General features: G+C 32.5%; 8 protein-coding genes. 5 read left to right on the top strand and 3 right to left on the bottom strand.

All coding sequences use genetic code 11. The features are described 5' to 3' along the window. Nucleotides 1-32: 32 nt before the first annotated feature. The 3 genes from BAQ49_RS34015 to BAQ49_RS26630 all read left to right on the top strand — a co-directional run bounded on the left by BAQ49_RS34015 (nucleotide 33) and on the right by BAQ49_RS26630 (nucleotide 2,072). The gene (locus BAQ49_RS34015) at nucleotides 33-167 is read left to right on the top strand and encodes a hypothetical protein (protein ID WP_279626829.1); all 135 of its coding nucleotides are present in this window, start codon (nucleotides 33-35) and stop codon (nucleotides 165-167) included. 382 nt (nucleotides 168-549) lie between these two features. Beyond that, the gene (tnpA, locus tag BAQ49_RS26635) at nucleotides 550-948 is read left to right on the top strand and encodes an IS200/IS605 family transposase (protein ID WP_002187059.1); all 399 of its coding nucleotides are present in this window, start codon (nucleotides 550-552) and stop codon (nucleotides 946-948) included. A gap of 11 nt (nucleotides 949-959) precedes the next feature. Beyond that, the gene (locus tag BAQ49_RS26630; RefSeq protein WP_071747739.1) at nucleotides 960-2,072 is read left to right on the top strand and encodes an RNA-guided endonuclease TnpB family protein; all 1,113 of its coding nucleotides are present in this window, start codon (nucleotides 960-962) and stop codon (nucleotides 2,070-2,072) included. A 151-nt stretch (nucleotides 2,073-2,223) separates the two neighbouring features. On the opposite strand, the gene BAQ49_RS26625 is transcribed toward BAQ49_RS26630, so the two are convergent. Both BAQ49_RS26625 and BAQ49_RS26615 read right to left on the bottom strand, forming a co-directional pair. Further along, nucleotides 2,224-3,168 carry a tyrosine-type recombinase/integrase gene (locus BAQ49_RS26625; protein ID WP_071747738.1) on the bottom strand — a complete coding sequence of 315 codons (945 nt, stop codon included), beginning with the start codon at nucleotides 3,166-3,168 and terminating at the stop codon, nucleotides 2,224-2,226. Between the two features lie 532 nt (nucleotides 3,169-3,700). After that, nucleotides 3,701-4,015, bottom strand: coding sequence for a hypothetical protein (locus tag BAQ49_RS26615; RefSeq protein WP_071747737.1), 315 nt, complete (start codon nucleotides 4,013-4,015; stop codon nucleotides 3,701-3,703). A gap of 238 nt (nucleotides 4,016-4,253) precedes the next feature. On the opposite strand from BAQ49_RS26615, the gene BAQ49_RS34010 reads away from it, so the two are divergent. Continuing rightward, nucleotides 4,254-4,385 (top strand): hypothetical protein, encoded by a 132-nt coding sequence (locus BAQ49_RS34010; protein WP_257208285.1) that lies wholly within the window; start codon nucleotides 4,254-4,256, stop codon nucleotides 4,383-4,385. A 70-nt stretch (nucleotides 4,386-4,455) separates the two neighbouring features. Beyond that, nucleotides 4,456-4,689 carry a hypothetical protein gene (locus BAQ49_RS26610; RefSeq protein WP_071747740.1) on the top strand — a complete coding sequence of 78 codons (234 nt, stop codon included), beginning with the start codon at nucleotides 4,456-4,458 and terminating at the stop codon, nucleotides 4,687-4,689. Between the two features lie 307 nt (nucleotides 4,690-4,996). Here BAQ49_RS26610 and BAQ49_RS26605 read toward each other — a convergent pair whose 3' ends face one another. Continuing rightward, nucleotides 4,997-5,884: a VanZ family protein gene (locus tag BAQ49_RS26605; protein ID WP_279626830.1), complete on the bottom strand. Its 888-nt coding sequence runs from the start codon at nucleotides 5,882-5,884 to the stop codon at nucleotides 4,997-4,999. Nucleotides 5,885-6,865: the final 981 nt, after the last annotated feature.

Raw genomic sequence — 6,865 nt, 5'->3', positions numbered from 1 at the left:
TTAAGGGTTCTCCTTAATAGGAGGAAACGGATATGGAAAGAGTGCAAGCGATTATTGACAGTAATCTGAAATACAAGAGTTGGGTTAAACAGGTACTAGCTGTAGGCGGAATATTAGGGTTCTGCTACTTGGTATTATATGTTTTATGTTTCTTATTTGCTATGTAAATACTAGATAACTACACTAGTGGAGTCTTGCCTACAGAGGTAAGGCTCTTTTGTTGTATCTGAGGTGAATTTTTTTTGGAGGTACTCCAAAATATTGGGTTGATGGGTATGATAAGGTGACCCCTATTAGAATTAGCACCAATAAAATGTGAACTTCGTACGTTAGACGATTCCTCACATAGAAAAAGCCGATTTCCTGTACGCTAAGGGATAATCGGCTTTTAACGAATTCCTCGAAAGAATTCTCTTTCCTCAAGCGCGTGAAGGGCGTAGCCCGGCGGTAGGTGGGAGATGAATTTCGGTTTGGCGTAGCCAAAAGGCTTTGCTTTTTTTTTTGCCTCTGATATAATCAGTCTTATAAAGTATAAAGGTTGGTATATCAATGAAATTAGATAGCAATAATCATTCAGTGTTCTTGTTGTATTATCATCTTGTGTTGGTCGTAAAATACAGAAGAAATGTGTTCGATGATGATATATCAGACTATGCAAAAGACATGTTTGTCAGGTTATCCGAGAATTACAACATAACACTGGTAGAGTGGAATCATGATGTAGACCATGTTCATATTTTGTTCAAGGCACATCCGAATACAGAAATGACAAAATTTATTAATGCTTATAAAAGTGCAAGTTCTCGACTAATCAAGAGAGACTTTCCACAAGTGAAAAAGAAACTTTGGAAAGAGATGTTTTGGTCAAGAAGTTTTTGCTTACTAACTACTGGTGGTTCGCCAATAGACGTAGTAAAGAAATATATTGAAAATCAAGGTGAAAAGTGAGGTGAAATGATATGACAAAGCATAATAAAGCATATACATTCCGTTTGTATCCAACAGAAGAACAAGCATATCTTATGCGTAAAACCTTCGGTTGTGTACGTTTCGTGTATAATAAAATGTTAGCTGAACGAAAAGAAGCGTACGAAAAATACAAAGATGATAAGGAACAACTAAAGAAACAAAAGCCTCCAACTCCCGCGAAATATAAAGCAGAATTTGAGTGGTTAAAAGAAGTTGATTCATTAGCTTTGGCAAATGCTCAACTAAACTTGCAAACTGCCTATAAGAATTTCTTTAGTGGTCAAAATGACTTCCCAACATTCAAAAGTAAAAAAGACAGAAAGTCTTATACAACGAATGTAGTAAACGGAAATATTATGTTGCTTAATGGTCATATCAAATTGCCAAAACTGAAAATGGTACGTATCAAACAACATAGAGAGATACCACAAGATTATATGATCAAGTCATGTACGATTTCTATGACACCTATTGGTAAATACTATGTGTCCATCTTGACTGAATACGAAAAAGAGATTGTACAAAAAGAAGTAGAAACCGTTGTTGGATTAGACTTTGCGATGGATGGATTATACGTTAGTTCTGAGGATGAGAAAGCCAATTATCCTAAGTTCTATCGTGAAATGTTAGACCGATTAGCAAAGGCACAACGCGTATTATCAAGGCGCAATAAAGGTTCTGAGCGTTGGAATAAACAACGTATTCGTGTAGCTAAGTTACATGAGAAAGTAGCTAACCAACGTAAGAATTTCCTTCATCATGAGTCTAAAAAGTTAGCTGCTAATTTTGATGTTGTAGCTATTGAAGACCTAAACATGAAAGGAATGTCGCAAGCACTTCATTTTGGAAAAAGTGTCGCTGATAATGGGTGGGGTATGTTCACTTCTTTCGTAGCTTATAAACTAAATGAACAAGGAAAACAACTTGTGAAAATAGACAAATGGTTTCCTTCCACAAAAACATGTAGCAGTTGTGGAAATGTAAAAAATATGACATTGTCTGAACGAGTCTATTCTTGTATATGCGGTGTAAATCTCGATAGAGATTATAACGCAGCTATCAATATCAAAAATGAAGCAATACGCCTATTAGCGTTAGCATAAATAGCAATAAAATAACCTTTGGAACAAGGGAGTTAGCTCGGCTGTCTTAGGACGATTTCGTTAGCTATCAAAAGTAATGATTAACCGAGAAGCCCCCACTTCAAACAGTCCGTTAGGACGTTAAGTGGCGGGTAGTTCACGATGAATAGGTCTAATCGATGTAATCATAATATCTTTTTAATGAAAGTTTAGATTTAAAACCTACCTGTTTTATAATTTGCCCCTCTAAAACTTCATTTTCGATTAGCCGTAAAATGAAGGTATTCCGTAGATGTTGTGCTGAAATTCCTTTTCGTAAATTCGCTCTTTCAACTTCAAGTCGAATCATTTTTTGAACAGCAATTTCTGTTAAGGCTTTTGGAGCATCGTTGTCATATGACCAATGATAAGTTTTTCGAGTAAAATCGTATGCTACGAATAGTGGATCATTGCTATGATATTTTGGACGAACAGGTTCAGGAATAGTTATATAATAGTTACATAATCGCTTTTTATCATCTTCAGATAAAAGAACCGTCTTCTCTATACCCACTATTCCTGGTACTGAGATCGTATTTTTTTCAAAATGAACGTGCTTCATCTGTAAACCTACAAGTTCTTTTAAGGACAAACCATTATTAATGAGTAAATGCACAATAACAATGTTACGATCCATAAGTACTGGACGAGCGGAGCGTTGTTTTTCTGTTAATCCTTCTAATGAAGTTAATATGTACTTTAGCCGTTTTTCTTCCTCTTTAGAAATAAAGTCTTCATCACGTAACGCCCGATTAGGCTGAATCATGAGATTCATATCTTCTAATGGATTAGGTTGGCCTAAATATTGATAAAGTCTACTTAGGACAATATAAACACGATGTATCGTTTTATCAGAGTAATTTCGTTGCTTCTTTAAATCATTAAAATACTCTTCATAGCCCTCGGTACTAAGTGTCGTCCATATATTGCGTAAGGGAAGCTTTTTTGATTTTTGCAACCACTGACCAAAATCTTCAATATCATAAACATATCGTTTAATTGTGGAAGGTTTTCTTCCTTTATCTAATAAGAAAGAAGAAAAATGCTGTATTGTGTCTTGAAATTCTTTTGTTGGCATAGCCTTATCATCCTAATTTTTTCTTTTAGTATATCAAATTTTGAAATTAGCTTTACTTACACTACGTAATACATACTGAATTTATGTAAACATTTCTCAATATTATATTATTGCTATATGAGCTATAATATAAGTAATTCTTTTTATTATTTATATTTTGTTATTTTCTGTTGCAGAATCCTTATTATAAGGATTCCTTTTTTGTATCAAAAATCTCCAAAGAAAAAAGATAAAATCGGGAACACAATCTTATCTTTAGTACAAGGAGAATACAAAAGGGATTACTATCTTATTTATATTATATTGTTTTTGGTTAATTTTTTATATCAAAACCATAAATAACAGTTATACCTATATTGAAAAATTTATTACAAAATTAGCTATAAATGATTAAAGAAGTGAATGTAAACTTTTATACAAAATTTCACATTTTAGAAAGGTAAAAAGAGCCCAATTAATTTGGGACTCTTTGTCGTTTTGGGTAATTCTAAATTCTTAAGTTGATGGATGTGAGTACCCCTATAAAAAACAATTATTTACGACGCCTTCTCTTTGCTTTTTTACGCTGATTTGTATGACTATATTTTTTTATATGAGTACTTCTGTTCTTCGTATAATTAAGTAACTTACATATAAGAACAGTAATTGCACAAAAAATGAAAAATATAAGGTTTGCAATCATCCAAAGGTTAATATCATAGTCATATAGCTTACTAAAATACTTTTTGTCACGAGTAATATGACTTACGTTACTGTCAATTGCTTCGAGGGTGTAAGGAATAATCCAAAAGGAACCAATTAATATAACAATTGTTCCAAGAATGAAACTGAGTATATGTTTTATCAAGTTCTATTCTCCTTTAATTATGTTACGTCAGTAAGCGTGATATCTTCTTTTTGTAAAACTCCCCAAAATGTGTATCTTTCTAATTCAGGAGTGGCACATATCATCAGTCGCAAATAACAAATAATAGACAATTAATTTTATAAAAAATGTTGATAAAATGCACTCTTCTATTTTTGACACAATCAATAAAATAATTCATCTTTATATATTATTTTATTGATTGCACGGGGTGAAAAACATGCAAAGCAAAGAAGAAATAATAGCGTTTTCGTTAACGGCAGGATTAGTTATACCTGCTGTGGCATTATGTGATGTAGGTCATGAAGAGGAAAAAGGACAGGTTATTTCTGATTTACCATTTGAATATTAATAGGGTTTCCATAGACTCCTGGGTGCAAAGTGAAAATGAAGTAGATTGGTATTATGTCAAGGGGATACTTATGTTTGACCCATCTGCTCCTTGTGATAATAATAGCCCTTGGTTGAAGATAGACGGTAGATGGTACTTATTCAACCCTGGTGGAAAGCTAGTTAGGAAAGAAGGTTGGGAACAGTCGTCTGCTAATGGGAAATGGATGTATTGGATTCCTGGAAATTATGGACTTGTAACAAATGAATCAAGGGTAATTGACGGGGTAACATATTACTTTGATAGTAATGGTTATATGAAATAAAAATGAAAGCATCCATTCGGGTGCTTTCATTTTTATTTTGTAGAAATTACACAATGAATGTGAAACTGAAAAAAATGGACATTTGATAAGGTTATAACATACATGTATATAGGAATGGCTATTTTAGGCGCTGCTGTGATCGGTTTATCGTCTTATTTGTTGTTAAGGGATGATAAGGGGTAACAAAACAAACGAACACAACGAACAAAAAACACCTGAGACTATAGCCCCAGGTAAGTTTGTACAATTTGTAGTATTAAACCAGAGATTTAATCCGCTAGTATCTAAACTAGTGGAATTCAATTCATTATTTTTTCCATTCTGTAAGCTTGACATCCCATAGCAATGCATCTGTATCAATAAATTTAATACTAAGTTCATTTGCTTTAGCCAACTCTATCTTAAAGGAACTTGTGGATGTAGATATGCTTTCTTCAGAAAATCGAATGGTTTGTACATCTTTTCCATCAATAGAAAAAATTATCTTACCGGAATGTTTACTCGCACTATCAGGGATACCGAGATATCCCGAAAGTTTTGCATACTTACCTTTTAGCAAGTATTTAAATTGCTGAGAATTTGTCCCTTTACTACTAAACATATTTAATTTAGGTTCAATTTTTTTATGAGCCACTTCAAAGCTGTTAACATTCGGTACATATCCAGTACTTTCTGTCAGTTGATTTAGCGCTATAACGGTTCCATTTTTGGGGGATTGTTGTTCCTTTTCTAATGATTTATTAATTTCGCCTACAACTACAAGTACTCCTAATGTCAAGATAAATGCTATTACACCTGTAATAATAAAGTTTTTCAAAGTATTATTAGAGCGAAATCCTATTTTATAGGCACAAAATCCTATCGTAGCACCCATTGCATTCACAATTACATCATCAATGTCAAAACCACCAAGAAAAGTAACCATTTGTAGTACTTCTAGTATAAGAATAGAAATACAGAATGAAGTAATAAATCTAATAAAGCTACAACGATATAACATAGGAATTAATACCCCAAAAGGTATGAATGCTGTTAAATTTCCAAAATTAAAAAACCATAGATTAAAATCTTCTCTATCTACCATATTTGGCAAGCTCAAAGGAATACTACTCGGAATTAACTGGAATTCATATTCATGGTTAATATATTTTAATCCCAATCTATCGAAACCAAGGAACATAAAGTAGAGAATCAGAACGGAATATAGTCCTAATATTGCGAGGGTAATGTTACGATGTTTTCCTTTGATAATAAAACCTCCTATTATTAATAATTGTTCGTATTGATAATTTCACAAATTCTCATATTTTAAATATAACAATAAAACTATGTTGGCGTAAGTAGTAATTCGGTTCTGTTGCAAAGTTTTTAAAAGTAAGCTAATCCTTTTACGAAAAAAGGTCCTGTTGTCTCCAACAGAACCTTTCCTAAAATGGAAAAGAGTAACTCTTACCTTACTCTTCTGCTATATAATACACAAAAAACGTATAGCTGTGTATAACAATAAATCCTAATGTAAACATTTGAATAAAGTGTTTAAAAGTATTTTATCAGTATTGCTTTTGATCTTGGTTTAGTTATCACGATACTTCAAATGTTTCTTTCTATTTTAGTAACAGCAATTATTGTTATCGTGATTAGCATAACAGCAAGTTATAAGCTTATTAATACTGAGCCTGCTGAGGCACTAAGAAAGTAAAAAATTCATTAGGGGTACCGCTACATGCCCATAGAACTAAAATTTTGAAATATACCAAAAGTGAAAATTTTATATCTCTACAGTTATTTATGGGGAATTCAGCTCGTTTTTTTGTTTTTGTGATGATTTATTACTTGTATGGGGCTTATAAGGGACTATTCAGTGTGGATCGGGAAAATTTAACTACCATATAAAGTGATAAAGTGATAAAGTGTTAGTTGCTGTGCATGTTATTATAAAAAATTGAGCCTTCCCAAATGATGTTTGTAATAGTTTAGCTTATACGATTTTAGGAAATTAATAGCATTTTATACCGCTATTATTTACCTAATTTCCAAGAAATAGAGGTGATTGTAGGTGACTAAACCTTTTAAAAAAAATAGTCGTTATATGGTTGGATTAGACAGTCTAAGGGGCCTAGCTATACTAGGTGTTATTTTGTATCATATTAATTTTAATTGGATGCCTGGAGGATTT

The organism is Bacillus proteolyticus, assembly GCF_001884065.1.
Classification (GTDB): domain Bacteria; phylum Bacillota; class Bacilli; order Bacillales; family Bacillaceae_G; genus Bacillus_A; species Bacillus_A proteolyticus.
Note: the sequence above shows the minus strand (reverse complement) of the source record. Positions and strands in the feature narration are given on the sequence as shown.

Coding starts and splice junctions, on each gene's coding strand:
- BAQ49_RS26625 (WP_071747738.1), bottom strand. CDS start 3,168: ATGCCAACAAAAGAATTTCAAGACACAATACAGCATTTTTCTTCTTTC.
- BAQ49_RS34015 (WP_279626829.1), top strand. CDS start 33: ATGGAAAGAGTGCAAGCGATTATTGACAGTAATCTGAAATACAAGAGT.
- BAQ49_RS26630 (WP_071747739.1), top strand. CDS start 960: ATGACAAAGCATAATAAAGCATATACATTCCGTTTGTATCCAACAGAA.
- tnpA (WP_002187059.1), top strand. CDS start 550: ATGAAATTAGATAGCAATAATCATTCAGTGTTCTTGTTGTATTATCAT.
- BAQ49_RS26610 (WP_071747740.1), top strand. CDS start 4,456: ATGTTTGACCCATCTGCTCCTTGTGATAATAATAGCCCTTGGTTGAAG.
- BAQ49_RS34010 (WP_257208285.1), top strand. CDS start 4,254: ATGCAAAGCAAAGAAGAAATAATAGCGTTTTCGTTAACGGCAGGATTA.